The organism is Halomonas shengliensis, assembly GCF_900104135.1.
Taxonomy (GTDB): domain Bacteria; phylum Pseudomonadota; class Gammaproteobacteria; order Pseudomonadales; family Halomonadaceae; genus Halomonas; species Halomonas shengliensis.
The window spans coordinates 1-23,576 of the sequence record NZ_FNIV01000006.1 but is presented as its reverse complement, the minus strand read 5'-3'; the positions used below and the strand labels follow the sequence as shown (position 1 = coordinate 23,576).

21 protein-coding genes are annotated in these 23,576 nt (G+C 68.3%); 13 read left to right on the top strand and 8 right to left on the bottom strand.

Going from position 1 to position 23,576, the window contains the following annotated elements; genetic code table 11:
* Positions 1-103: 103 nt before the first annotated feature.
* The 3 genes from BLP95_RS10195 to argC form a co-directional block, all read right to left on the bottom strand.
* Positions 104-880 (bottom strand): transporter substrate-binding domain-containing protein, encoded by a 777-nt coding sequence (locus tag BLP95_RS10195; RefSeq protein WP_089678886.1) that lies wholly within the window; start codon positions 878-880, stop codon positions 104-106.
* Between the two features lie 101 nt (positions 881-981).
* A complete protein-coding gene (gene erpA / locus BLP95_RS10190) occupies positions 982-1,335 on the bottom strand; it encodes an iron-sulfur cluster insertion protein ErpA (protein WP_023006392.1) in 354 nt (117 codons plus the stop codon).
* A gap of 213 nt (positions 1,336-1,548) precedes the next feature.
* The gene (gene argC, locus BLP95_RS10185; protein ID WP_089678883.1) at positions 1,549-2,583 is read right to left on the bottom strand and encodes an N-acetyl-gamma-glutamyl-phosphate reductase; all 1,035 of its coding nucleotides are present in this window, start codon (positions 2,581-2,583) and stop codon (positions 1,549-1,551) included.
* Positions 2,584-2,804: 221 nt separating this feature from the next.
* Between argC and BLP95_RS10180 the strand changes: the two genes are divergently transcribed.
* From BLP95_RS10180 to BLP95_RS10140, 9 genes are all read left to right on the top strand, one after another.
* Positions 2,805-4,709: a chloride channel protein gene (locus BLP95_RS10180; protein ID WP_143004418.1), complete on the top strand. Its 1,905-nt coding sequence runs from the start codon at positions 2,805-2,807 to the stop codon at positions 4,707-4,709.
* Between the two features lie 37 nt (positions 4,710-4,746).
* Entirely contained in the window at positions 4,747-5,178 is a 432-nt protein-coding gene (gene hemJ, locus BLP95_RS10175) for a protoporphyrinogen oxidase HemJ (RefSeq protein ID WP_023006389.1), read from the top strand.
* Complete coding sequence (gene thiD / locus BLP95_RS10170; protein ID WP_089678877.1) at positions 5,178-6,023, top strand: bifunctional hydroxymethylpyrimidine kinase/phosphomethylpyrimidine kinase; 846 nt, start codon at positions 5,178-5,180, stop codon at positions 6,021-6,023. The genes hemJ and thiD overlap by 1 nt, the downstream gene beginning before the upstream one ends.
* A gap of 151 nt (positions 6,024-6,174) precedes the next feature.
* Positions 6,175-7,467 (top strand): glutamate-1-semialdehyde 2,1-aminomutase, encoded by a 1,293-nt coding sequence (gene hemL, locus BLP95_RS10165; RefSeq protein WP_089678874.1) that lies wholly within the window; start codon positions 6,175-6,177, stop codon positions 7,465-7,467.
* Positions 7,468-7,495: 28 nt separating this feature from the next.
* A complete protein-coding gene (locus BLP95_RS10160) occupies positions 7,496-8,752 on the top strand; it encodes a P-loop nucleotide/nucleoside kinase family protein (RefSeq protein ID WP_089678871.1) in 1,257 nt (418 codons plus the stop codon).
* Positions 8,753-8,780: 28 nt separating this feature from the next.
* Positions 8,781-9,395 (top strand): RdgB/HAM1 family non-canonical purine NTP pyrophosphatase, encoded by a 615-nt coding sequence (gene rdgB, locus BLP95_RS10155; RefSeq protein ID WP_089678868.1) that lies wholly within the window; start codon positions 8,781-8,783, stop codon positions 9,393-9,395.
* Complete coding sequence (hemW, locus tag BLP95_RS10150; RefSeq protein WP_089678866.1) at positions 9,392-10,561, top strand: radical SAM family heme chaperone HemW; 1,170 nt, start codon at positions 9,392-9,394, stop codon at positions 10,559-10,561. The genes rdgB and hemW overlap by 4 nt, the downstream gene beginning before the upstream one ends.
* Positions 10,562-10,653: 92 nt before the next feature.
* Positions 10,654-11,331, top strand: coding sequence for a YiaD family glycine zipper/OmpA-like lipoprotein (locus BLP95_RS10145; protein WP_089678863.1), 678 nt, complete (start codon positions 10,654-10,656; stop codon positions 11,329-11,331).
* A gap of 94 nt (positions 11,332-11,425) precedes the next feature.
* On the top strand, positions 11,426-12,274 hold the full coding sequence (locus BLP95_RS10140; protein ID WP_089678860.1) for a 23S rRNA (adenine(2030)-N(6))-methyltransferase RlmJ: 849 nt from the start codon (positions 11,426-11,428) through the stop codon (positions 12,272-12,274).
* 9 nt (positions 12,275-12,283) lie between these two features.
* Here the strand turns inward: BLP95_RS10140 and mnmE are convergent, their stop codons facing one another.
* The 4 genes from mnmE to rpmH all read right to left on the bottom strand — a co-directional run bounded on the left by mnmE (position 12,284) and on the right by rpmH (position 16,188).
* A complete protein-coding gene (gene mnmE / locus BLP95_RS10135; protein ID WP_089678857.1) occupies positions 12,284-13,651 on the bottom strand; it encodes a tRNA uridine-5-carboxymethylaminomethyl(34) synthesis GTPase MnmE in 1,368 nt (455 codons plus the stop codon).
* Between the two features lie 103 nt (positions 13,652-13,754).
* Positions 13,755-15,443 carry a membrane protein insertase YidC gene (yidC, locus tag BLP95_RS10130; protein ID WP_089678854.1) on the bottom strand — a complete coding sequence of 563 codons (1,689 nt, stop codon included), beginning with the start codon at positions 15,441-15,443 and terminating at the stop codon, positions 13,755-13,757.
* 129 nt (positions 15,444-15,572) lie between these two features.
* Positions 15,573-16,040 (bottom strand): ribonuclease P protein component, encoded by a 468-nt coding sequence (gene rnpA, locus BLP95_RS10125; RefSeq protein WP_089678851.1) that lies wholly within the window; start codon positions 16,038-16,040, stop codon positions 15,573-15,575.
* A 13-nt stretch (positions 16,041-16,053) separates the two neighbouring features.
* Positions 16,054-16,188, bottom strand: a complete 135-nt coding sequence (rpmH, locus tag BLP95_RS10120) for a 50S ribosomal protein L34 (RefSeq protein WP_023005112.1) — start codon at positions 16,186-16,188, stop codon at positions 16,054-16,056.
* A 580-nt stretch (positions 16,189-16,768) separates the two neighbouring features.
* Between rpmH and dnaA the strand changes: the two genes are divergently transcribed.
* From dnaA to gyrB, 4 genes are all read left to right on the top strand, one after another.
* On the top strand, positions 16,769-18,232 hold the full coding sequence (dnaA, locus tag BLP95_RS10115; RefSeq protein WP_089678848.1) for a chromosomal replication initiator protein DnaA: 1,464 nt from the start codon (positions 16,769-16,771) through the stop codon (positions 18,230-18,232).
* Positions 18,233-18,335: 103 nt separating this feature from the next.
* Positions 18,336-19,439 (top strand): DNA polymerase III subunit beta, encoded by a 1,104-nt coding sequence (gene dnaN, locus BLP95_RS10110; protein ID WP_089678845.1) that lies wholly within the window; start codon positions 18,336-18,338, stop codon positions 19,437-19,439.
* Between the two features lie 49 nt (positions 19,440-19,488).
* A complete protein-coding gene (gene recF, locus BLP95_RS10105; RefSeq protein ID WP_089678843.1) occupies positions 19,489-20,604 on the top strand; it encodes a DNA replication/repair protein RecF in 1,116 nt (371 codons plus the stop codon).
* Positions 20,605-20,615: 11 nt separating this feature from the next.
* Complete coding sequence (gyrB, locus tag BLP95_RS10100) at positions 20,616-23,036, top strand: DNA topoisomerase (ATP-hydrolyzing) subunit B (RefSeq protein WP_089678840.1); 2,421 nt, start codon at positions 20,616-20,618, stop codon at positions 23,034-23,036.
* Between the two features lie 303 nt (positions 23,037-23,339).
* Here the strand turns inward: gyrB and BLP95_RS16985 are convergent.
* On the bottom strand, positions 23,340-23,576 hold a 237-nt coding region (locus BLP95_RS16985), incomplete at its 5' end, for a hypothetical protein (protein WP_089678837.1).

The following is a 23,576-nucleotide window of genomic DNA, read 5'->3' as shown; positions in this document are numbered from 1 at the left end:
GAGTCTCCGGGAACATTGAACGACACGGGGCCGGGTGGTCATGCCGCCCGGCCCCGCGGACACTCTCGTCGCCTGCATGGCGACGCTGGCGCGGGAGGTCGCCTCAGTCGTCGCTGGGCGCCTCGCCGAACCACTTCGTGTAGATCTCGTCGTAGGTGCCATCCTCCTTCATGGCCGCCAGCGCCTCGTTCACCGGCTCGACCCACTCGCTGCCCTGGTGGAAGACGATGCCGTACTGCTGACCCTCATAGAGCGGCCCTACCACCTTGGTGCGCCCCTCGCCGCGGGTCTGGGCGAAGTAGCCGACGTTGGGCGCGTCGTAGAAGGCGGCATCGACGTTGCCGCCGAGCAACGCCATGTACATGTCAGAGGTGCCCGGGTAGGGGGTGATTTCGGCGTTCTCGCCGAGGTTCTCCTGGAGGAAGTCGTAGCTGGTGGAGCCGATCTTGGTGGCCACGCTCAGCCCCTCGAGGTCCTCGAGGGTCTCCACCTCGTCGTTGTCGGCGCGGACCATGATGCGCAGGCCCGAGTCGTAGTAGGGGTCGGAGAAGTCGACGATCTCGGCGCGTTCCTCGGTGATGGTCACGCCGGCGATGGCGATCTCCTGGCTGCCGGTCTGGACGGCCGGGATGATGCCGTTGAACTCCATGGTGGTCAGGTTGACCTCGAAGCCGGCGCGCTCGGCCAGCTCGTTGATGATGTCCATGTCGAAGCCGACCATTTCGCCGGTCTCGGTATCCATCATCTCGAAGGGGACGAAGCTGGGGTCGGTGACCACGTTGACGGTGGGGGTCTGGGCCAGGGCGGCGCCGGCCAGGCCGGTACCTAGCGCGAGGGCGCTGGCCAGGACACTATGTTTCAGGAAGGTCGATTGTTTCATGGGATTCCCCGTTCTTGGGACTTTTCTGATGGGACTCGCCATTTCAACCATGGCGAGAAACCCCGAAAGCGTCAAGTTGGGGAATTACACGCTGCTGGCGCTCAGACCATGAAGGAGGCCCCGCAGCCGCAGGTGGTGGTGGCGTTGGGGTTCTGGACCAGGAAGCGGGCGCCGGCGAGGCCCTCCTCGTAGTCCACCGTGGAGCCGACCAGGTACTGGTAGGAGAGCGGGTCGACCACCAGGGCGACGTCGCCGAATTCGACCAGGGTGTCGTCCTCGGCGACCTCGTCGGCGAAATCGAAGCCGTACTGGAAGCCGGAGCAGCCGCCGCCGGTCACGTAGACGCGCAGCTTGAGCCCGGGGTTGCCCTCCTCCTCGATCAGCGCCCGCAGCCGGGCCCTGGCGCTGGCGGAGAGCATCAGCGGCGTAGGGACGAAGGATTCGGCTTCGCTCATGGAAGACTCCAGGGCATGAAAGTGTGACCGGTCATTATCCGCAAACCCCAGCAAAATGGTCAACTTTCCGACAGGCTATTCGGGCTATCCGAAGGGGAGGTCTACGAGGAGGCGCTGTGAATACCTCCCTGTACGCTACCGACGCCATCCCTGGCGTAGGACCTCCTCTGCGACCTCCCCTTGGCGCCCTCAATGTTCGGTGGGAGGGTCAGATCAGGGCATCATCGCGGGGGCGGCCAGGCCGGCGTTCTCGTCGCAGCCGAACATCAGGTTGAGGTTGTGGATCGCCTGGCCGGAGGCGCCCTTGACCAGGTTGTCGATCACCGAGAGCACCACCACGGTGTCGCCGTCGCCGGGGCGATGCACGGCGAGACGGCAGAGGTTGGCGCCCTTGACGCTGCGGGTCTCGGGATGGCTGCCCGCGGGCATGACGTCGACGAAGGGCTCGCCCGCGAAGCGCGTCTCGAACAGCGCCTGGAGGTCGCCGGGCTCGCCGGTGAGGCGGCCGTAGAGGGTGGCGTGGATGCCGCGGATCATCGGCGTGAGGTGCGGCACGAAGGTCAGCCCCACCGCCCGGCCGGCGGCATCGCCCAGGCCCTGGCGGATCTCCGGCAGGTGGCGGTGGCCGCTCGCCCCGTAGGCCTTCATCGACTCGCTGGCCTCGGCCAGCAGCGACGGCACCTTGGCGCCGCGGCCGGCGCCGGTGACCCCGGACTTGCAGTCGGCGATGACATGGTCCGCGTCGATCAGGCCGGCCTCCAGCAGCGGCAGCAGGCCGAGCTGCACCGCGGTGGGGTAGCAGCCCGGCACGGCGATCAGGCGGGCGCGGCGGATGCGTTCGCGGTTGACCTCCGGCAGGCCGTAGACGGCCTCCTCGAGCAGCTCGGGGGCGCCGTGGGGCTGGCCATACCACTGCGCCCACTCCGCGGCGTCACGCAGGCGGAAGTCCGCCGAGAGGTCGATGACCCGGGTGCCGCGTTCGAGCAGCTCCCCGGCCAGGGCGTGTGCGACGCCATGGGGGGTGGCGAAGAAGACGGCGTCGCAGGCGCCCAGGCGCTCGGCGTCGGGCTCGCTGAAGGTCAGGCCGTCGTAGTGGCCGCGCAGGTTGGGGTAGAGCTCGGCGACGGCCTGGCCGGCCTCGGAGCGAGAGGTGATGGCCTCGACCTTCACCTCGGGGTGCTGGGCCAGCAGCCTGAGCAGCTCGACGCCGGTATAGCCGGTGCCGCCGACGATTCCGACCTTGATCACGTGGGACTCCTTGGGTTGAAGGGGCAAGTGGTGCGGGTAGAGCCGATATGGCTCGCCGGTTTCCTTTTAGACCTGTACCCGACGCCTTTCGCTATCGAGATCGAGTCAGCTGCGATGGCGGCCAGGAAGGGAGGGGGCCGGGCTGTCATCGCCCCGCGGGTATATGGTACACAGATGAAGGACCGCCAGGGTCGTTCCTCCGTCGTAAAGGATACCGCGACGTGCCGCGATTGCCTCGCCTCGATGCCGGTCATGGACTGGAGCGCTTTCGTCAACAGCTTGCCAACGTGGATGCCCTGCCGCAACTCTGCGTGCTGGGGGTCGTCTCGGGCCTGTTGACCGGGGCGCTGATGGTGGGGTTCCGCAGCCTGCTGGAGCTCGGTGGGCTGTGGCTGCTGCCCGGCGGCAGCCCCGAGGCGTTCGAGGCCCTGCCGCCGGCGCTGCGCAGCCTGATGCCGCTGGCGGCGGTGGCGCTGATCGGCCTGTGGATGTGGGCGACGCCCGCCACCGGGCGCCAGATCGGGGTGGTCCACGTGATCGACCGCCTGGCCTATCACCAGGGACGCTTCCCGCTGCGCAACTGGCTCACCCAGTGGGTGGTGGGCCTGGTCTCGGTTGTGGGGGGGCTCTCCGCCGGCCGCGAGGGTCCGGCGATCCATCTCGGGGCGGCCGCCTCCAGCGGCCTGGGGCAGCGCCTGCGCCTGCCCCACAACAGCCTGCGGGTGCTGGTCGCCTGCGGCACCGCGGCGGGCATCGCCGCCTCCTTCAACACGCCCATCGCCGGGGTGATCTTCGCCATGGAGGTGGTGATGATGGAGTACACCATCATCGGCTTCATGCCGGTGATCCTGGCCTCCACCATGGGCGCGGTGGTGGCACAGCTGGTCTACGGCCCCGACCCGGCGATCGGCGTGCCCGACCTCCATCTCAACTCCCTCCTCGATCTGCCCTGGATCATCGTCAGCGCCCTGGCCATCGGCCTGCTGGCGGGGCTCTTCGTGCGGGTCTCGCGGCTGGGACCGCGCCTCGAGGGCCTGCCCATGGCGCTGCGTTTCCTGCTGGCGGGTGGCGTGGTGGCCGCGGTGGCCTGGTGGTACCCCCAGGTCCAGGGCATGGGCTACGACACCCTGCAGGCGACGCTCTCCGGCTCGGTGGCGGTGGACGTGCTGCTCGCCGTGGCCGTCGGCAAGCTGCTGCTCACCGCCGGCACCGTGGCCTGCGGGATCCCGGTGAGCATCATCGGTCCGGTGCTGGTGGTGGGTGGTGCCGCCGGGGCGCTGTGCGGCCTGGCCGGCCAGTGGCTGCTGCCCATCGAGGCCTCCGATCCGGCCCTCTACGCCATGCTGGGCATGGCGGCGATGATGGGCGCGGTGCTGCAGGCCCCGCTGGCGGCGCTGATGGCGCTGCTCGAGCTGACCCACAATCCCAACATCATCCTCCCCGGCATGCTGGCGGTGGTGGTCTCCTGCCTCACCGCTCGCCAGCTGTGCCGCTGCGGTGGCTTCTTCATCAGCGTGACCCGCCAGGGGCTGCACCCCCTGCAGCAGCCGTTGATGCAGGCGCTCTCCCGGGTCTCGGTGCCGGCGGTGATGGAGCGCCGGCTGGTACGCACCCAGCGCATGGTGAGCCGCGAGAAGGCGCGCGCGCTGCTGGAGTCGGAACCGGTGTGGGTGTTGATCGAGCGCTCCAGCGACGACAAGCCGGTGCTGGCGCTGAAGGCCGCCGACCTGGCCCGCTGGCTCACCGAGCAGGCGGCCGAGGAGGAGAAGCGCGCCGCCGAGGAGGAGGAGAGCGATGTGCCCGCCGAGGAGGCGGCGACGGAGGGCGTCGGCGAGGAGAAGCCGGTCAGGAAGCGCAAGCTCAAGGAGAAGGTCAGGGACAAGGCGCGGGAGAAGACCCGCGACAAGGAGGAGGCGCCCCCCGTGGACCTGCTCGAGATCCCCGGGGTGCGCCTGGAGCTGGCCCCTATCGGGCTGCAGGCCACCCTCTCCGAGGCCTTCAATAAGCTCAACGACTCGATGCTCGATGCCCTCTACGTGGAGCACGGCCACCGGCCGAAGCAGAAGCGGATTTCCGGTATCATCACCCGCGGCGCCATCGAACGCTTCTACCGCGTCGAGGACTGACGCCGCACCCACTTCCCCATTCCCGCAAGGAGCTCCCATGACCCTGTGGTTCAAGGCCCTGCACCTGATCGCCATGGTCACCTGGTTCGCCGCCCTCTTCTACCTGCCACGGCTCTATGTCTACCACGCCATGGCGCGCGACCGTGGCGAGCAGCAGGCGATCGACCACTTCCTGGTCATGGAGCGCAAGCTCTACCGCGGCATCATGACCCCCTCGATGATCGCCGTGCTGCTGTTCGGCGGCATGCTGCTGGTGCTCAACCCCGGCTGGCTGACCCAGGGCTGGATCCACGCCAAGCTGCTGCTGGTGGCGCTGCTGGTGGGCTACCACCATGTCTGCCTGATCTACCTGAAGCAGTTCGCCGAGGCGCGCTGCAAGCGGGGTCATGTCTTCTTCCGCTGGTTCAACGAGCTGCCGGTGATCGCCCTGCTGATCATCATCTTCCTTGCCGTGCTCAAGCCCTTCTGATGGCCGGCGAGGCGGCCCTCGAGCCCCACCTGCCCACGGTGTTGGTGTTGGCCGGCCACGACCCCACCGGCGGCGCCGGCCTGGTGGCCGACGCCGAGGCGGTGGCCGCAGCGGGCGGCTGGGCGTTGACCGTGCCCACCGCCCTGACCGTGCAGTCCTGTCGCGACGTCGCCGCCATGGTGCCCGCCGACCCCGCCTTGATGCGCCAGAGCGTCGCCGCCCTCGACGAGTTCGCGGTGGCGGCGATCAAGGTCGGGCTGGTGGCCGACCTGGCGACCCTGGACGCCGTCACCGATATCCTCGGGCGCTTCCCCGGGGTGCCGGTGGTGGCCGACCCGGTGCTGCGTGCCGGCGGCGGCCGGGAGTTATCCACAATCGAGCTGGTCGACGCCTACCGGGAGCGACTGCTGCCGCGGGTGGATATCCTCACCCCCAACCGGGGGGAGCTGGCGCGGCTCTCCCCGGGTCTCGAGGAGGATACCGAGCGGGCCGTGGCTCTGATGCAGCTGGGCTGCCAGGGGGTGCTGGTGACCGCCACCGACGACCCGGTACCGGGCACCCCGCAAGGGCGGGTGGCGCACACCCTGCACACGCCGGACCAGAGTCGCCAGTGGAGCTGGCCGCGGCTGGACGGGCGCTTCCACGGCTCCGGCTGCACCCTGGCGTCCTGCCTGGCGGCGCGGCTGGCCGCCGGCGAGTCGCTGGTGGCGGCCTGCGAGCAGGCTCAGGCCTTTACCTGGGAGGCGCTGGCCCACGGCTGGCGACCGGGCCAGGCCCAGCGGCTGCCCCGGCGGCTGTGGCGCCTGCCGGGGCTCTCACCGCATGCTACCCCGGCCTCTCGCTGAGGGGGTATGGCCTTTGCGGGCCGGAGCACCGAGAATGGGGAGAGACATGGGGGCCGCGGATACGCCCAGATGGGCGGTGTTCACCGCCACTTCACCCCCTGTGAATAGTTTATCCAGAGAATTATCCACAGCCTCGAGGACGAGACACGACATGACCACCTCCGCCGAGCTCTTCGCCCAGGCCTGCCGACACATCCCCGGCGGGGTCAACTCCCCGGTACGCGCCTTCAAGGGGCTGCAGCGTCCGCCGGTGTTCATGGAGCGCGCCCAGGGTGCCTACCTGTTCGACGTGGAGGGCAAGCGCTACGTGGACTACGTGGGCTCCTGGGGACCGATGATCACCGGTCACGCCGACCCCGAGGTGCTCGGCGCGGTGCGCAGCCGGCTCGACGGCGGCCTCTCCTTCGGCACCCCCACCGCCATCGAGACCACCATGGCGGACCTGATCTGCGAGATGATCCCCTCCATCGAGATGGTGCGCATGGTCAACTCCGGCACCGAGGCCACCATGTCGGCGATCCGCCTGGCGCGCGGCGTCACCGGGCGCGACAAGATCATCAAGTTCGAGGGCAACTACCACGGCCACTCCGACTCGCTGCTGGTCAAGGCGGGCTCGGGGGCGCTGACCCACGGCGAGCCCAGCTCCCCCGGGGTGCCGGCGTCGCTGGCCGAGCACACCGTGACCCTGGCCTACAACGACATCGATGCCGTGGAGCAGTGCTTCGAGGAGATCGGCGACCAGGTGGCCTGCATCATCGTCGAGCCGGTGGCCGGCAACATGAACTGCATCCCGCCCCAGCCGGGCTTCCTGAAGAGCCTGCGCCGGGTCTGTGACGCCCATGACAGCGTGCTGATCTTCGACGAGGTGATGACCGGCTTCCGGGTGGCCATGGGCGGCGCCCAGGCCCACTACGGGGTGCGCCCCGATCTCACCTGCCTGGGCAAGATCGTCGGCGGCGGCATGCCCGTGGGGGCCTTCGGCGGCAGCGAGGCGATCATGTCGAACATCTCGCCGCTGGGGCCCATCTACCAGGCGGGTACCCTCTCCGGCAACCCGCTGGCCATGGCCGCGGGCATTGCCCTGCTCACCAAGCTGCGCGAGCCCGGCTTCCACGATGCCCTGGCGCAGCGCGTCGAGACCCTCTGCCACGGCCTCCAGGAGCGTGCCGACGCCGCCGGCGTGGAGATGATCACCCAGCGTGCCGGGGGCATGTTCGGGCTCTTCTTCACCGGCCAGAGCCGGGTGGACAACTTCGCCCAGGCCACCGCCTGCGACGCCGACGCCTTCCGCCGCTTCTTCTCGGCGATGCTCGACGAGGGGGTCTACCTGGCACCCTCGGCCTATGAGGCGGGCTTCATGTCCAGTGCCCATACCCCGGAGGACATCCAGTTCACCCTGGATGCCGCCGAGAAGGCCTTCGACGCGATGCAGCGCGAGGCCTGACCTGTCCACCCCCAGCGGGAGAATCGCCATGCGCTCACCCCCCACCGCCGACCCGGCCGCCAGCGGCGAGAGCCTGGAGCTGGAGGCGCTGATCGACGCCCTGGTGGCCTACCATCGCGGGGCGGCTTCCCACGACGCCGAAGGGCAGCCTGCCGGCGAGCCCCTCGCGCGCACCATGACGGCCGAGCTGGCGGCGATCCGCGAGGCCCTGCTCGATGACGAGGAGCGCCAGCGGCTCGACCAGCTCGGCCGCTGGTTCGAGCAGGACCGGGTGCGCCTGACCCCGCTGCTCGAGGCGCGGGCCGCACGGCGGGTGCCGAGCTGGGCGCACCGCCACCCCGGCAGCCGGCTGTGCCACGAGGGCCGGCCGCTGCTGGTCAACGCCATCGGACGCGACCTCGAGGTGCCCGGCGCCGAGCTCGCCGACGACCCCGCCAGCGACCTGGCGGCGCTGCTGGTCGGCCTGGAGGGGCGCGAGGCCCCGGCGTTGACCCGGCTAGCGCTGGATCGCTACCTGCGTTATGCCGGTGACTACGAGCTGGCCCGCCTGCTGTCGCTCTACGGCACCTGCCACGCGGTAAGCGCCGCGCGCCGCGCCCTGCGCCGTCGCCCCGCCGCCGGCCGGGATCCGGAGCACCCCGCCCTGCTCGCCGAGAGCATGGCCGAGTGCCGTCGCTACCTGGCGCTGGCCGAGCGCATCGCCGAGTTCCGTTTCCCGCCGCTGATCATCGCCGTGGGGGTCTCCGGCAGCGGCAAGAGCCGCTTCACCCGCGGACTGGTCACCGGCCTCGGGGCGATCCGCGTCAGCTCCGAGGCGGAGCGCCAGCGCCTGGCTCAGGCCGACGACGCCTCGATCCATCCACAGGACGACGACGCCACGGCTGTGGATATCTTCGGCGAGGCGGCCACGGCGGCCACCTACCGGCGCCTGGCGAGCTGCGCCGGCCTGCTGCTGGATGCCGGCATCCCCGCCTGCGTGGATGCCACCTGCCTGACCCGGGCCCAGCGCGATCTGCTGCGCCAGCAGGCCGAGGCGCGCGGCCTGCCCTGCCTGCTGGTCAGCTTCGAGGCCGACGACGCGACCCTGCGCCGGCGCATCGAGAAGCGTGCCCACCGCCAGGGAGGCGCCGTCGAGGAGAGCCTGGCGGTGCTGGCCAGCCAGCAGCGACGCTTCGAGCCCTTCGCCGATGAGGAGCGCCTGCACCTGGTGCATCTCGACACCACCGCGGACAACGCCGCCGAAACCCTGGTGGGGCTGATCCAGGAGCATGTCACCCTTGGATAAGGCCCCCCCCGTCACCGAGAGGAGCCCGATGACCCTATCCGCGACCCTGGTGCTGGCCAGCGGCAACCCCGGCAAGCTGCGCGAGTTCGCCCAGCTGCTGGCGCCGCTGGGCATGCAGGTGCGTCCCCAGTCCGACTTCGCCGTGCCCGAGGTGGAGGAGACCGGCCTGACCTTCGTCGAGAACGCCCTGCTCAAGGCCCGCGAGGCGAGCCGCGTCAGTGGCCTGCCGGCCCTGGCCGACGACTCGGGGCTGGAAGTCGATGCCCTCGACGGGGCGCCCGGTATCTACTCGGCGCGCTTCGCCGGCGAGCCCAAGAGCGATGCGCGCAACAACACGCGGCTGCTCGAGGCCCTGGCCGAGGTGCCCGAGGGGCGGCGCACCGCGCGCTACTGGTGCGTGCTGGTCTTCCTGCGCCATGCCGAGGACCCCGTGCCGATCATCGTCCAGCGGAGCTGGGAGGGCGAGATCCTCGCGCACCCCCGTGGTGAGGGCGGCTTCGGCTATGACCCGCTGTTCTGGCTCCCCGACCAAGGGCTGAGCGTCGCCGAGCTGCCGGCGGCGGAGAAGAACCGCCTGAGCCATCGCGGACGGGCACTGCAGGCGCTGGTCGAACGCTTCCGCGGCGGCGACAAGGCCCCATGACCTCGCTGCCCCCGCTTTCGCTCTATGTGCACGTGCCCTGGTGCGTGCGCAAGTGCCCCTACTGCGATTTCAACTCCCACGGCATCGGCCGTTCGGCGACGCTGCCCGAGGCAGAGTACCTCGAGGCGCTGCTCGCCGACCTCGATGCCGACCTGCCGCTCGCCGGCGGGCGCGAGCTTGCCAGCGTCTTCATCGGCGGCGGCACCCCGAGCCTGCTCTCCGCCGGCTTCTACCGTCGCCTGCTTAACGGGGTCGCCGCGCGCCTGCCGCTGGCGGCCGATAGCGAGATCACCCTGGAGGCCAACCCCGGCACCCTGGAGCGCGGCCGCTTCGCCGGGTACCGCGAGGCCGGGATCAACCGCCTGTCGCTGGGGGTACAGAGCTTCCAGGCCGAGCAGCTCGCGGCACTGGGCCGTATCCACGACGGTGACGACGCCGAGGCCGCCTTTGCCGAGGCGCGCGCGGCGGGCTTCGACAACCTCAACGTCGACCTGATGCACGGCCTGCCCGGGCAGACGCCGGAGATGGCCCTGGCGGACCTGGAGAGGGCCCTGGCGCTGGCGCCGGAGCACCTCTCCTGGTACCAGCTCACCCTGGAGCCCAACACCGAGTTCTACCGCTACCCGCCGGCGCTGCCCGAGGAGGAGGCGCTGTGGGAGATCCAGGATCGTGGCCACGAGCGCCTGGAGGCGGCGGGCCTGCAGCGCTACGAGATCTCGGCGTATGCCCGCCCGGGGAGGCGTTCGCGCCATAACCTCAACTACTGGCGCTTCGGCGACTACCTGGGGATCGGCGCCGGGGCCCACGGCAAGCTGAGCCGGGCCGATGGTGCCGGCGGCCTGGCCATCGAGCGCCGCTGGAAGAGCCGCCAGCCGGAGGCCTACCTGCGCCGCCGCCAGGACCCGCGTGGCTTCGTCGCCGATGCCCATCCCGTCGACCACGAGGAGCTGGCGCTGGAGTTCGCCATGAATGCCCTGCGCCTCCCCGAGGGGGTGCCGATGGCCGTGTGGGAGGCCGCCACCGGCCAGCCGCGGGAGAGGCTCGCGGCACGGCTCGCCGGCGCCCGCAAAAAAGGACTTCTGGTGGAAGACGCCGACAGGCTTCAAGCCTCCCCCCGAGGTCTACTATTCTTGAACGAACTGCTGGCGTCCATCGACGAGACCTGATGACGCCTGTGCTACGCTCATCGCAATCGCTGCCATTGACGGCCCCAGGGATGATCGACCGGGCCAACGACCCAACCAAGGAGAATGCCACGATGACCAAGCCCCTTCGTTTCATGGCCCCGCTGGCCGCCGCCGTGCTGCTGGCCGGCTGTGCCACCACCGACCCTTACAGCGGCCAGACCGACCGCAACCAGACCGGCACCGGTGCCGCCATCGGCGCGGCGGTGGGTGCCGTGGCCGGCGCCCTGAGCGGCGACGGCAGCACCAGCCGCCGTGACCGCGCCCTGGTGGGGGCCGCCGTGGGTGCTGCCGCCGGGGCCGGCATCGGCGCCTACATGGACCGCCAGGAGGAGCAGCTGCGCCAGAGCACTCAGGGCACCGGCATCGGCGTCGATCGCCGTGGCGACGACATCGTGCTCAACATGCCCAGCGAGGTGACCTTCGGCTTCGACTCCAGCGAGTTGACCCCTAACGCCCGCAGCGCGCTCAACGACGTCGCCCGCATCCTGACCCAGTACGACGACACCCGGGTCAACATCGCCGGCCACACCGACAGCACCGGTGATGCCGGCTACAACCAGCGTCTCTCCGAGCGACGCGCCCAGGCGGTGGGCAACTACCTGATGAATGCTGGCGTGGCGGGTGCCCGTCTCAACATGGTGGGCTATGGTGAGAACCAGCCGGTGGCCAGCAACAACACCGAGGCGGGACGCGCCCAGAACCGTCGCGTCGAGATCACGCTCACGCCGATCGAGAGCCGCTTCCAGTAAGCGTCGTCGCCTCGACCTCCAGCGGTAACCTGTCGGGCCCGCCACAGCCGTGGCGGGCCCTTTGTGTCCCTTGCCGATTCGCGGATCCGGACCCATGCTCTCTTACCAGCACGCCTACCACGCCGGCAACTTCGCCGATATCCACAAGCACCTGACCCTGCATGCGGTCATCGATCACCTATTACGTAAAGATTCACCCATTACGTTCATCGATACCCATGCCGGCCGGGGTGTCTACCCCCTGACCGCGGAGGAGACCGCTAGGCTGCACGAGTACCGTGAGGGGGTGCTGCTGCTGTGGGAGGCGCGCCGGAAACTGGACGAGGAGCCCCTGCTGGCAGGGTGGCTGGCGGCGCTGGCCGAGGCGCAGCCGCGGGCCGGACGGCTCAGCCACTATCCGGGGTCGCCCTGGTGGATGGGGCGACGCCTGCGTCCCCGGGATCGCCAGCTGCTCTTCGAGCTGCACCCCGGCGAGCATGGCCACCTCACGGGCCAGGCCCCCGCGGAAGGGGTGCGCGCCATCCATGGCGACGGCCTCAAGGGGCTGGTCGAGCGGCTACCGGTGGCCACCCCGCGGCTCTGCGTGCTGATCGACCCCAGCTACGAGCGCAAGGCGGAGTACAGCGAGGTGGCCGAGGCCCTGCTGGCGACCCTGCGCAAGGCACGTCATGCGGTGGTGCTGGTGTGGTATCCGCTGCTCCCGGCAGGACGCCACCATGAGCTGCTGGAGGCGGTGAAGGCGGGCGGGATACGCAAGGTGTGGCGCAGCGAGCTGCGCCAGCGACAGCCGGGCCAGGAGGCGCGCGGCATGTTCGGCAGCGGCATGCTGGTGGTCAACCCGCCCTGGGGGCTGGACGCGCGTCTCGCCGACGCCATGGCACGCGTGGTGCCGCTCCTGGGGGACACCGCCGACTACCGCGGCGACTGGTGGGTGGGGGAGTAGCCCCCCTCTTTACTTGCCGATACAGAAGCTGCCGAAGATCTCGCCCAGCAGGTCATCGGCGCTGAATTCCCCGGTGATCTCGCCCAGCGCCTGCTGGGCATCCCGCAGGTCCTCGGCGAGCAGCTCGCCGGCGCCGTAGCCGGTGAGCTGGGCCTCGCCGCTGGCCAGGGCCTGCTCGGCGCGATCCAGGGCGTCGAGGTGGCGGCGTCGTGCCGAGAAGCGTCCCTCGGCGGTGGCGGTGAAGCCCATCACCGCCTTCAGGTGCTCCTTCAGCTTATCCACACCCTCTCCGGTCTTCGCCGATAGCCGCACGATGGGCGTGGCGGTGGACAGGTCGAGCCCGGGAGCCTCCTCGCTCGCATCGATCTTGTTGCGCACCAGGGTGAGCCGCGCGCGGTCGGGAAGGCGTGCCACGAACTCGGGCCAGATGGCCATGGGGTCGCTGGCCTCGGAGGTGGCGGCATCCACCAGCAGCAGCACCCGGTCGGCCTTCTCGATCTCCTCCCAGGCCCGAGCTACCCCGATCTTCTCCACGGCGTCGGGGGTGTCACGCAGGCCGGCGGTATCGATGACATGCAGCGGCATGCCGTCGATATGGATATGCTCACGCAGCACGTCGCGGGTGGTGCCGGCGATGTCGGTGACGATGGCGGTCTCCTGCTCGGTGAGAGCATTGAGCAGGCTCGACTTGCCGGCGTTGGGGCGCCCGGCGATCACCACGCTCATGCCCTCGCGCATCAGCGCGCCCTGCCCCGCGGCCGCGCGCACCGCGGCCAGCTCGGCCTTCACCGCGGCAAGCATCTCGGCGACCCGGCCGTCGCCCAGGAAGTCGATCTCCTCCTCGGGGAAGTCGATGGCCGCCTCCACGTAGATGCGCAGCTCGATCAGCCGCTCCACCAGGGCGACCACCCGGCGCGAGAAGTCGCCCTGCAGGGAGCGCAGGGCGTTCTCCGCGGCCGCCCGGGAGCTGGCGTCGATCAGGTCGGCGATCGCCTCGGCCTGGGCCAGGTCGAGCTTGTCGTTGAGGAAGGCACGCTCGGAGAATTCCCCGGGGCGTGCCACCCGGGCACCCAGCGCCAGGCAGCGCTCCAGCAGCAGGTCCATGATCACCGGTCCACCGTGGCCCTGCAGCTCGAGGACATCCTCGCCGGTGAAGGAGTGGGGGCCGGGGAAGAACAGCGCGAGGCCCTCGTCGATCAGCGTCTGCTCGCCGCGGAAGGGGCCGTAGTGGGCGTGGCGCGGGGTGGGGCGGTAGCCCATTACCGCCTCGGCAATCGCCGCGCACAGCGGCCCAGAGACGCGGATGATGCCGACCCCTCCGCGCCCCGGCGGGGTGGCCAGGGCGGCGATGGTGTCCTGATCGTGGAAGGTGGGCATGGCGGTCTCCTCGAGCTGGCGGCGTCATTGTCGGCGGCGGGCGCCCCAAACGCCAGACCCCCGCACGGGGCGGGGGTCCGGTGAGTCGTGGTCGGAGGCGGACCTACTTGGTCTTCATGCCCTTGCCGACGCTGGGGTCGTTCTCGATCCTGCGGGTGATCACGTACTGCTGGGCGATGGAGATGATGTTGTTCACCACCCAGTAGATCACCAGGCCGGCCGGGAACCACAGGAAGAAGAAGGTGAAGACGATGGGCAGCATCTTCATGATCTTCGCCTGCATGGGGTCCGGCGGGGTCGGGTTGAGCATCTGCTGCACGAACATCGAGGCGCCCATCAGGATCGGCAGGATGAAGAAGGGATCCTTCACCGAGAGGTCCTGGATCCAGAACATGAAGGGCGCGTGGCGAAGCTCCACGGACTCCAGCAGCATCCAGTAGAGGGCGATGAACACCGGCATCTGTACCAGGATCGGCAGGCAGCCGCCCAGAGGATTGATCTTCTCCTTCTGGTAGAACTTCATCATCTCCTGGGACATCTTCTGGCGATCGTCGCCGTACTGCTCCTTGAGACGCTGCATCTCCGGGCCCAGCTTGCGCATGCGCGCCATGGACTTGTAGGCCTTGGCGGAGAGCGGCCACAACGCGGCCTTGACCAGGATGGTCAGCAGCACGATGGACCAGCCCCAGTTGCCGATCACGTCGTGGATCTTGTCGAGCAGCCAGAACAGCGGGTTGGCGATGAACCACAGCCAGCCGAAGTCGACGGTCAGCTTCAGGTTGGGCGCCACGGCCTCCATGTAGTCCTGCACCTTGGGACCCATGTAGAGTGTCGCCCCCAGGCGCGCCTCGCCATCGGCGGCGACCTCGGTGACGGGGCCGGCGAAGGCGGCGACGTTGCGCCCGCGGGAGTCGCTGGTGGCGTAGTAGAGGTTCTGCTGGTTCTGGGGCGGCGCCCAGGCGCTGACGAAGTAGTGCTGGATGATCGCCACCCAGCCGCCCTCGGCCTCGCGGTTGTCGAAGTTGCCCTCCTGGATCTCCTCGAAGTCGACCTTCAGGTAGCGATCCTCGGGGGTGGAGTAGGCCGCGCCCAGGTAGGAGCGCATCCCCATCTTGGGACCGCTGGAGGGGTCGGGGCTGTTGTCGCGGGCGAGCTGGCCGATGAAGCGCGCCGATACCGGGGTCTCGGTGGCATTGGCCAGCAGGTACTCGACGTCAACGGCGTAGCTGTCGCGCTCGAAGGAGAAGCGCTTGATCACCTCGACGCCGTTCACCTCAGCGGTCAGGTCGACCTGCAGCCGCTTGTCGCCCTCGGCCAGGCGGTACTCGGTGCTCTCCGGGGTGTAGCCGATACGCCCCGACTGGCCGTCGAGCTGCAGCCCGGAGCGCGCCACATAGCTGAGCGTCTCGCCGTCGGCGAGCAGCACATAGGGGCGCTCGGCGTCCAGGGTCAGCTTGTGCTGGGGCAGGGCGGCATACACGATGTCGCCGCCCTGGGGATCGATGCGCAGGTCGAGCACGTCGGTGACCACCGCGATCAGCTCACGCCCGGTGCTGGCCTCGCCATCGCCCGGCATGGACTGGGCCATGTCGGCGCCGCGATTCGCCGAGGGCACCGCCAGGCCATCCTCGTCGGCCTGGTTCTCGGGAGCCTGGGGTGCGGACTGGCTGGCGGAGAAGGAGGGAGCCTGGGGCTCGACGGCGGTCTGGCCATAGTCCTGATTCCACTGCACGACGATCAGGTAGGCGAGCACCGCCAGGGGAATCAGCAATAGGAGTCGTTTTACGTCCATGAGGGTTCTGCCCGATGGGTAGTGAACATGCCGGTGGCGGAAGGCGTTTCATCCGCCCGAGATAGACAAAAGCCTGCCGGGGGCAGGCTGACTTCCGAACACGGACTTTCGAGGCTCGCCCCGACGACGTCAAGCGTGACCTGGCGAACCTTGGCACTGCGAAGGGGGGCGCTCATGCTCTCGCGGGCTCCGGTCGGAGGTTGGCGGGGCATCGCCGTTCTCGGCGCGACGGGAGGCAGCCTTGTGTACCTCGCGTTCCAGGCGTCGCCACATCCCGACGAGTTGCCGCTGCAGGGTGGCATTGTCCAGCTCGCCGATACCTCGGCGCGACAGCAGCACGATATCCACAGCGGGAAGCCGCTGCTGCTGGAGCCTGACCGACTCGCGCGCCAGTCGCTTGATGCGGTTGCGGTCGACGGCGCGGCGCAGGCTCTTCTTGCTGACCACCAGCCCCAGGCGAGGATGTCCCAGGCCATTGGGTGCCGCCAGTGCCATCAGGCCCTTGCCGTGGACCTTGAAGGCGGCATTGTCGAAGACCTGCCGGTAATCCCCGGCCGTCAGCAGGCGCAGACGGCGGGGAAACGACTGACGGGACACGCAGGGTCCGTGATCAGGCGCTCAGGCGCTTGCGGCCCTTGGCACGACGACGAGCCAGCACGGCGCGGCCGTTCTTGGTGGCCATCCGGGCACGGAAACCGTGTGTACGCTTGCGCTTGAGGACGCTGGGCTGAAAGGTACGTTTCATAACTCGTTATTCCCACGTGGTTTTCTGGACGAATCGTCGATTGCGAGGTGCCCGGAATCCACGGGGGAGTCCGAGCCGGTTCTGTTCAAGACCGGAAATTGTAGTGATTTCCCGCCGGCGGTGCAATTTTTCCCTGTCTCGACCGCATCGCCAATCGCCGCCTTTGGGTATTGCCAGGGATTCGGGGGAGATGACCGGTCGGGACCAGGGGATCACCCGCCTGTAGTGTCCCGTCTGGGTCTGTCTTCCTACTATTACTAGGGTTATTTGTTACACGCAGTGATTACTGGGGAGAAGCTTATCTGTGGATAACGCCCATATCTCTCACCATCTCAGTCGCCTGGCCTTGGTACCGATAGGTGGGCAAGCTCGGGATGAGCGGTGGCCCGAGGTGGGATAACCGGTGGATAACCCCTGCTTTCGTCCACAGCCGGGGAAGGCTCCCCATTCGTTCCCTAGGCTGTCGCCAGCCAGTCGGCCTGTTTTCCACAGCCTGGTGCAGGGGTTGGCGGGGTGTGGATAACAGTGGCGCTGGGCGATACAATGCACGGTCCTTTCTCCACAACCATGGTGAGGTCGCGTGTCGCTGGCTCTCTGGCAACAGTGTCTGGATACCCTGCAGGACGAGTTGAGCTCCCAGCAGTTCAATACCTGGGTTCGCCCCCTCCAGGCCGAGGAGGGCGAGGGGGGTGAGCTGTGCCTGCTGGCGCCCAACCGCTTCGTGCGCGACTGGGTCAGCGACAAGTACGCCAAGCGAATCGCCGAGCTGCTGCGCGAGCTGTCGCCGGCCCGTCCTCCCAAGGTGGTGCTGAGCGTCGGCAGTCGTCGCAGCGCACCGCGCCCGCAGCCGCGGGAGCTGGGCAACCCGGTATCGGCCGCGCCACGGCGTCCGGCGGCGCCGGCGGTACACACGCCGCCACGGGGTGACGTGGCCGACGAGAAGGAGATCACTCGCCAGGAGGAGGACGCGCCCCGGCGCCCTGGCGGCGAGCGCCAGGTCCAGGTGGAGGGGAGCCTCAAGCACAACAGCGGCCTCAACCCCAACTTCACCTTCGAGACCTTCGTGGAGGGCAAGTCCAACCAGCTGGCCCGGGCCGCCTCGCGGCAGGTGTCGGAGAATCCCGGCGGCGCCTACAACCCGCTGTTCCTCTACGGTGGGGTCGGCCTGGGCAAGACCCACCTGATGCACGCGGTGGGCAATGCCCTGGCCGGACGGCGCGAGAACGCCCGGGTGGTCTACCTGCACTCCGAGCGCTTCGTGGCCGACATGGTTAAGGCGCTGCAGCTCAACGCTATCAACGACTTCAAGCGCTTCTACCGTAGCGTCGATGCCCTGCTGATCGACGATATCCAGTTCTTCGCCGGCAAGGAGCGCTCCCAGGAGGAGTTCTTCCACACCTTCAATGCCCTGCTCGAGGGCGGCCAGCAGATGATCCTGACCTCCGACCGCTATCCCAAGGAGATCAGCGGCGTAGAGGAGCGACTCAAGTCGCGCTTCGGCTGGGGCCTGACGGTGGCCATCGAGCCGCCCGAGCTGGAGACCCGTGTGGCGATCCTGATGAAGAAGGCCGACCAGGCCAAGGTCGACCTGCCCCACGACGCCGCCTTCTTCATCGCCCAGAAGATCCGCTCCAACGTGCGCGAGCTGGAGGGAGCCCTGAAGAAGGTGATCGCCGATTCCCACTTCATGGGCAAGCCGATCACCCAGGACTTCATCCGCGAGTCGCTCAAGGACCTGCTGGCCCTGCAGGACAAGCAGGTGGGGGTCGACAACATCCAGCGCACCGTGGCCGAGTACTACAAGATCAAGCTGGCGGACCTGCTCTCCAAGCGCCGCTCGCGCTCCGTGGCCCGTCCGCGCCAGGTGGCCATGGCCCTGGCCAAGGAACTCACCAACCACAGCCTGCCTGAGATCGGTGACGCCTTCGGCGGCCGCGACCACACCACGGTGCTGCATGCCTGTCGCAAGGTGCAGCAGCTGCAGGAGGAGAACGCCGACATCCGCGAGGACTACAAGAACCTGCTGCGGCTGCTGACCAGCTGAGCACGGCCACCTCCGAGACATCGCCGGCTTGTGGTTTAATGGTCCCCATGCCGTTCGGCCGGGCCGCCGGCTGCAACCCTTCAGGACAAGACGTGGAGCCGTCATGAAATTTTCCATCTCCCGCGAGGCGCTGCTGCGGCCGCTGACGCTGGTCGCCGGCGTGGTGGAGCGCCGCCAGACCCTGCCGGTGCTCTCCAACGTGCTGATCCAGGTGGGCCAGGAAGAGCTCGCCCTGACCGGGACCGACCTGGAAGTGGAGCTGATCGGGCGCACCGTGGCCAGTCGCGTGGATGAGCCGGGTAGCGTCACCGTGCCGGCCCGCAAGCTGATGGACATCTGCAAGTCGCTGCCCGACCAGGCCGAGCTCCAGTTCTCCCTCGAGGAGGGCAGGGCGGTGCTGCGCAGCGGGCGCTCGCGCTTCACCCTCTCCACCCTGCCGGTGGCGGAGTTCCCCAGCGTCGAGGAGAGCCCGGGCAGTCTCGAGCTCAGCCTGCCGCGTGGCGTGCTCAAGCAGCTGATCGACGCCACCTCCTTCGCCATGGCGCAGCAGGACGTGCGCTACTACCTTAACGGCATGCTGCTGGAAATGCGCGACAACCTGATCCGCGCCGTGGCCACCGACGGCCACCGGCTGGCGGTCTGCTCGCGCCCGGCGGAGCTGCGCATGGAGTCGCCCCAGAAGCTGATCGTGCCGCGCAAGGGGATCTTGGAGCTGGTGCGCCTGCTGGACGACGGCGAGGACCCGGTCAGCCTGACCCTGGGTGCCAGCCATATCCGGGCGCACACCGGCGACTTCACCTTCACCTCCAAGCTGGTGGATGGCAAGTTCCCCGACTACGAGCGGGTGGTGCCCCGGGGTGGCGACAAGGTGTTCATCGCCGACCGCGCCGAGTTGCGTCAGGTCCTCTCGCGCACCGCCATTCTCTCCAACGAGAAGTACCGCGGCGTGCGCCTCAACCTCGAGGAGGGCAACCTGCGGGTGATGGCCAACAACCCGGAGCAGGAGGAGGCCGAGGAGAACATCGCCATCGAGTACAGCGGCGGTCCCCTGGAGATCGGCTTCAACGTCGGCTACCTGGTCGATGTGCTCAATGCCCTGGACGAGGATCGTGTGCAGATGACCCTGGCAGACTCCAACAGCAGCGCGCTGATGGAGGAGCCCGGCGGTGGCGATGCGCTCTACGTCGTCATGCCCATGCGCCTGTGACCCATTCCCGGGCGGCCCGATTGGGCCGCCCCCTGCCTGCCGTGCCCCCATGCCCCTCGATCGCCTCGTCCTCCACGGCCTGAGAAACCTCCAACCTGTTGATTTTGAACCGGTATCCCGGGTCAACCTGATCACCGGCGAGAACGGCAGCGGCAAGACCAGCCTGCTGGAGGGGATCCATATCCTCGGCATGGGACGCTCCTTCCGCACCCGCAACATGCGCCACGTCATCGCCCACGAGGGCGAGGAGCTGCTGGTGCATGGGCGGCTGGCGGGCGAGCCGCCGATACCCTTCGGGGTGCGGCGTCGCCGCAGCGAGGGTGAGCTGGAGATCCGCCTCGCCGGAGAACGGGTCGGTCGTCTCGCCAGCCTGGTGGAGACCCTGCCCCTGCAGCTGATCAACCCCGACGCCTTCCGCTTGCTGGAGGGGTCACCTGCCGGGCGGCGCGAGTTTCTCGATTGGGGAGTGTTTCACGTGAAACACGACTTCCTCGAGGCCTGGCAGCGCGCCCGGCGCGCCCTGAAACATCGGAACGCCCTGCTCAGGCATGGTAGAATGTCCGATGCTTCCCTGACGGCCTGGGAACACGAGCTGGTGCACTGGAGCGAGCGCATCGACGCCATGCGTGGCGCCTGGGTCGAGGCCTTCCTGCCGGTGTTCGAGGAGACCCTGGCTGGCCTGCTTCCCCTGGAGGGACTTCGGCTGCGCTACACGCGGGGCTGGGACCGGCGACGAAGCCTCGCCGAGGTGCTTCGCCAGGGACGCGATGTCGATCGCCAGATGGGTTTTACCCAGCAAGGGCCACAGCGGGCCGATCTGGCCATTCGCCTCGGCAAGCGCCCCGCCATCGAGGTGCTGTCGCGCGGCCAGCAGAAGCTGGTGGTCAGCGCCATGAAGCTGGCCCAGGGGCGGCTACTGGAGGCGAGCACGGGGCGACGCTGCGTCTACCTGATCGACGACTTGCCGGCGGAGCTTGATGCCTCGCATCGACGGCTCTTCTGCCGCTGGCTGGAAAATATGCGCTGCCAGGTGTTCATCACCAGCATCGAGCCCGATGCCCTGGCGGATTTGTGGCGGGCCGATACCCCGCTGGCGATGTTTCACGTGAAACGTTCGGCGGCTGGAAGCGGTGAGCTGCTGCCACGGGAACGACAGATTTCATGACGGAGCAGTCAATGAGCGAACAGGCCTACGACTCATCGAGCATCAAGGTCCTCAAGGGGCTGGACGCCGTGCGCAAGCGTCCTGGCATGTATATCGGCGACACCGATGACGGCACGGGCCTGCACCACATGGTGTTCGAGCTGGTGGACAACTCCATCGACGAGGCCCTCGCCGGTTTCTGCAGCGAGATCCGCGTGGTGATCCATCCCGACGAGTCGGTGACGGTGAGCGACAACGGACGTGGTATCCCCACCGACATCCACTCGGAGGAGGGTGTCTCCGCCGCCGAGGTGATCATGACGGTGCTGCATGCCGGGGGCAAGTTCGACGACAACTCCTACAAGGTCTCGGGTGGCCTGCACGGGGTCGGTGTCTCGGTGGTCAATGCCCTCTCCGAGGAGCTGCGCCTGACCATCTGGCGCGCCGGCGAGGTGCACGAGCAGCTCTATCGCCACGGCGTGCCCCAGGCGCCGTTGTCGGTGGTCGGGAGGACCGAGAAGTCGGGCACCCGGGTGCACTTCCGCCCCTCCCAGGAGACCTTCGCCAATATCGAGTTCCACTACGATATCCTGGCCAAGCGCCTGCGTGAGCTCTCCTTCCTCAATTCCGGCGTGGCGATCCGTCTGATCGACGAGCGCAGCGGCAAGGAGGAGCTGTTCCACTACGAGGGCGGCCTGCAGGCCTTCGTCGACCACCTCAACACCAACAAGACGGTGCTCAACCCGGTGTTCCACTTCAACGCCGAGCGCGAGGATGGCGTCGGGGTGGAGGTGGCGATGCAGTGGAGCGACTCCTTCAACGAGAACATCTTCTGCTACACGAACAACATCCCGCAGCGTGACGGAGGTACTCACCTGGCGGGGTTCCGGGCGGCGCTGACGCGCACCCTCAACGGCTACATCGAGGCCGAGGGGCTGCTCAAGAAGGCCAAGATCAACACCTCCGGCGACGACGCCCGCGAGGGTCTTACCGCGATCGTCTCGGTGAAGGTGCCCGACCCCAAGTTCTCCTCCCAGACCAAGGACAAGCTGGTCTCCTCCGAAGTGAAGACCGCGGTGGAGCAGGAGATGGGCCGGCTGTTCGCCGAGTACCTGGTGGAGAAGCCCAATGAGGCCAAGGCCATCGTCAACAAGATGCTCGACGCCGCCCGGGCTCGGGAGGCGGCGCGCAAGGCGCGGGACATGACCCGGCGCAAGGGGGCCCTGGACATCGCCGGCCTGCCGGGCAAGCTGGCCGATTGCCAGGAGAAGGACCCTAGCCTCTCCGAGCTCTTCCTGGTCGAGGGTGACTCCGCCGGTGGCAGCGCCAAGCAGGGCCGTGACCGCCGCACCCAGGCGATCCTGCCCCTCAAGGGCAAGATCCTCAACGTGGAGAAGGCGCGCTTCGACAAGATGCTCTCCTCGGCAGAGGTGGGCACCCTGATCACCGCCCTGGGCTGCGGCATCGGACGCGAGGAGTTCAACCCCGACAAACTGCGCTATCACTCCATCATCATCATGACCGACGCCGATGTGGATGGCTCCCACATCCGCACCTTGCTGCTGACCTTCTTCTTCCGCCAGATGTCGCAGCTGATCGAGCGTGGCCATGTGTTCATCGCTCAGCCGCCGCTCTACAAGGTGAAGCGCGGCAAGCAGGAGCTCTACCTCAAGGACGAGCAGGCGATGACCGACTACCTGACCAGCAGCGCGCTGGACGGGGCCCGCCTCTACGTCAACGCCGATGCCCCGGCGATCAGCGGTTCCCAGCTGGAATCCCTGGTGGAGCAGTACCGTGACGTGATGCGCCGCATCGATCGCCTGTCGCGGGTCTATCCCAATGAAGTGCTGCGCAAGGTCGTGCATGCGGCGCGCCTAGAGGGCGAGGAGAGCCTGCGCGATCGCGTTACCATGCAGAACTGGATCGAGCAGCTGCAGACAGAGATGGACGCCCTTGTGGCCTACGAGGGTGGCCCGCGCTACACCTTCCGTATCGAGGCGGACGACGAGCGTGGCCTCTACCTGCCCGCGGTCACCCTGGCCGCCCACGGCGTCACCACCGACTACGTCTGGGGGCTGGACTTCTTCACCAGCGCCGACTATCGCGCCATGACCGGCCTGGGCGAGACCCTGGATGGACTGCTCGAGGAGGGCGCCTATATCGCCCGCGGCGAGCGACAGCGCCCCGTGGCGAGCTTCTACGATGCCCTGGAGTGGCTGATGGGCGAGGCGCAACGAGGGCTCTCTATCCAGCGCTACAAGGGCCTCGGCGAGATGAACCCCGAGCAGCTCTGGGAGACCACCATGAATCCCGAGACGCGGCGCATGCTGCGGGTCTCCATCGAGGATGCCGTGGCGGCCGACATGATGTTCAACACCCTGATGGGGGACGAGGTCGAGCCGCGCCGCGACTTCATCGAGCGCAATGCCCTAGTCGCCAATCTCGACGTCTGACGCGATGTTTCACGTGGAACATTCCTGAGCGCCAAGCAGAAGCCCGCCATCGTCATCGATGGCGGGCTTTTGCTTGTGCGCCAGGCATGGCGCGCAGCGCCTGACGGGCGCTGTTTCCAAGGGTGGTGCCTTGGAATGACTTGGGGGTGAAAGTCCCCTGCACGCCCGGCAAGGGGAAGTGCTAGCTGACGGCAAGGGTGTCTCCCGTGAGGGGGAATCCGAAGGCAGCCCGAAGCAAAACGCTGGCCTGACGAACAGGAAGCGGATACGAGGCGGCATGGCGGGGTGAGGTGGCAAGCATCATCAAAGCCCGGTACTTGCACGGATCGCCATGACGTAGATCCGACAGGCATAAGCGGGAAGGTCGCGCGTCTTACCCTGGGAGGTCTGGTGGTCTGCCACGGTGCTACCGGCGTCGAGAGGCGACGGGATGGGCCACCAGACGTCAGCAGAGGCCATAGTAAGTGCCGGTTCACCGCGGCACCAAGGGCCGAACATGAAGCACCGCGAGTAGGCGATGACGTCTCGAGGATCGATCAT

Coding starts and splice junctions, on each gene's coding strand:
- hemW (WP_089678866.1), top strand. CDS start 9,392: ATGACCTCGCTGCCCCCGCTTTCGCTCTATGTGCACGTGCCCTGGTGC.
- BLP95_RS10145 (WP_089678863.1), top strand. CDS start 10,654: ATGACCAAGCCCCTTCGTTTCATGGCCCCGCTGGCCGCCGCCGTGCTG.
- gyrB (WP_089678840.1), top strand. CDS start 20,616: ATGAGCGAACAGGCCTACGACTCATCGAGCATCAAGGTCCTCAAGGGG.
- rpmH (WP_023005112.1), bottom strand. CDS start 16,188: ATGAAACGTACCTTTCAGCCCAGCGTCCTCAAGCGCAAGCGTACACAC.
- rdgB (WP_089678868.1), top strand. CDS start 8,781: ATGACCCTATCCGCGACCCTGGTGCTGGCCAGCGGCAACCCCGGCAAG.
- BLP95_RS10160 (WP_089678871.1), top strand. CDS start 7,496: ATGCGCTCACCCCCCACCGCCGACCCGGCCGCCAGCGGCGAGAGCCTG.
- yidC (WP_089678854.1), bottom strand. CDS start 15,443: ATGGACGTAAAACGACTCCTATTGCTGATTCCCCTGGCGGTGCTCGCC.
- mnmE (WP_089678857.1), bottom strand. CDS start 13,651: ATGCCCACCTTCCACGATCAGGACACCATCGCCGCCCTGGCCACCCCG.
- hemJ (WP_023006389.1), top strand. CDS start 4,747: ATGACCCTGTGGTTCAAGGCCCTGCACCTGATCGCCATGGTCACCTGG.
- erpA (WP_023006392.1), bottom strand. CDS start 1,335: ATGAGCGAAGCCGAATCCTTCGTCCCTACGCCGCTGATGCTCTCCGCC.
- hemL (WP_089678874.1), top strand. CDS start 6,175: ATGACCACCTCCGCCGAGCTCTTCGCCCAGGCCTGCCGACACATCCCC.
- dnaN (WP_089678845.1), top strand. CDS start 18,336: ATGAAATTTTCCATCTCCCGCGAGGCGCTGCTGCGGCCGCTGACGCTG.
- recF (WP_089678843.1), top strand. CDS start 19,489: ATGCCCCTCGATCGCCTCGTCCTCCACGGCCTGAGAAACCTCCAACCT.
- thiD (WP_089678877.1), top strand. CDS start 5,178: ATGGCCGGCGAGGCGGCCCTCGAGCCCCACCTGCCCACGGTGTTGGTG.
- BLP95_RS10195 (WP_089678886.1), bottom strand. CDS start 880: ATGAAACAATCGACCTTCCTGAAACATAGTGTCCTGGCCAGCGCCCTC.
- BLP95_RS10140 (WP_089678860.1), top strand. CDS start 11,426: ATGCTCTCTTACCAGCACGCCTACCACGCCGGCAACTTCGCCGATATC.